Below are 1,231 nucleotides of genomic sequence, written 5' to 3'. Positions count from 1 at the left end.
AAGTCGGGCTATCTGGGGGCGAAACGCGGTCGAGCGGGGGGCTATTTCCTGATCCGCGAGCCTTCGAAGATTTCCCTCGGCGAGCTGCTGCAGCAGATCGACGGCCCCATCGCCCCCCCTGCCCTGCCTCTCGCGACGTGCCTACCGCCGCTGCGACGACTGTGACGACGAGCAGAGCTGCCAGCTGCGCCGGGTCTTCGGCGAGGTCTTCTACAGCTACCTGCTGCTGATCGAGTCGCTGACCCTGCAGGATCTGCTGAAAGACCCTGTGGTAGCGGGGAAAACCTTCGGAATCGGCGCCGAGCCGAACGAGCTGCAGGAAAGCGGCTCGTCGCAGGAGCCGGTCGCAGGAGAATAATTTTCTCCCGGCCCGGCGCAGAACGCTGAACCTCTTCTCTCGAAAACACGACTAAACCGGTGGATATTTAGGTCATTGGGCGTTCCTGCCCATGTCTTCAGCGGGCGATCCCGCCCGTTTCCGAAAGGAGGACCTGAATGCCGAACGCTCTTCACACCAGGCCCACGGGGCGGGTCCACGTGCTGCATGTCGTGGCCCGCGACACCGGCCTGCCGCTGTTGATCGGCGGGCGCGAACTGACCGTGCTCGCCAGCGATCCCGACTACGCCGCCCGCGAACTCATGCGCGGCCGCAACCCCGCTCATTGGCACGTCCGCGTGACCCGGCCCGGCCAGCTGCCCGCCTGACACCCCATAGAGAGAGACACGACATGACCCTTGCCTTCCTTCGCACCCCCGCCCCCCTGCTCGCCGCGCTTCTGGCCAGCAGCGCCGTCATGGGCCCGAGCCACGCCGCCGCCGAGACCCGGCTGCTCAACGTCTCATATGATCCCACGCGCGAGTTCTATCGCGCCTACAACGAGCTTTTCACCGAGTGGTGGGAGGCGCAGGGCCACGAGCCCGTCACCATCGAGCAAAGCCATGGCGGCTCCGGTGCGCAGGCCCGCGCGGTGATCGACGGGTTGGAGGCGCAGGTGGTGACGCTGGCGCTGGCCTCGGACATCGACGCCATCGCCGCGCGTTCGGACGTGCTGCCAAAGGGCTGGCAGGCCAGCCTGCCGCACAACTCCGCGCCCTATACCTCGACCATCGTCTTCCTCGTGCGCGAGGGGAACCCCAAGGGCATCGCCGACTGGGCCGACCTGATCCGCGACGACGTACAGGTGATCACCCCCAACCCCAAGACCTCGGGCGGGGCGCGCTGGAACTTCCT

3 protein-coding genes are annotated in these 1,231 nt (G+C 66.8%); all 3 read left to right on the top strand.

Translation table 11 applies throughout. From position 1 onward, the window contains the following. Positions 1 to 12 precede the first annotated feature (12 nt). Complete coding sequence (locus CLG85_RS27970; RefSeq protein ID WP_375796960.1) at positions 13 to 165, top strand: Rrf2 family transcriptional regulator; 153 nt, start codon at positions 13 to 15, stop codon at positions 163 to 165. Positions 166 to 495: 330 nt separating this feature from the next. After that, the gene (locus CLG85_RS27095) at positions 496 to 705 is read left to right on the top strand and encodes a hypothetical protein (protein WP_095880661.1); all 210 of its coding nucleotides are present in this window, start codon (positions 496 to 498) and stop codon (positions 703 to 705) included. A gap of 23 nt (positions 706 to 728) precedes the next feature. Next, the coding region (locus tag CLG85_RS27090) for a sulfate ABC transporter substrate-binding protein (RefSeq protein ID WP_375796959.1) at positions 729 to 1,231 on the top strand (503 nt) is incomplete at its 3' end.

Origin of the sequence: Alloyangia mangrovi (assembly GCF_002300555.2) — a bacterium.
GTDB classification, from domain to species: Bacteria; Pseudomonadota; Alphaproteobacteria; order Rhodobacterales; family Rhodobacteraceae; genus Salipiger; species Salipiger mangrovi.
The sequence above is the reverse complement of the archived record's forward strand: the minus strand, read 5'-3'. Positions and strand labels throughout refer to the sequence as shown.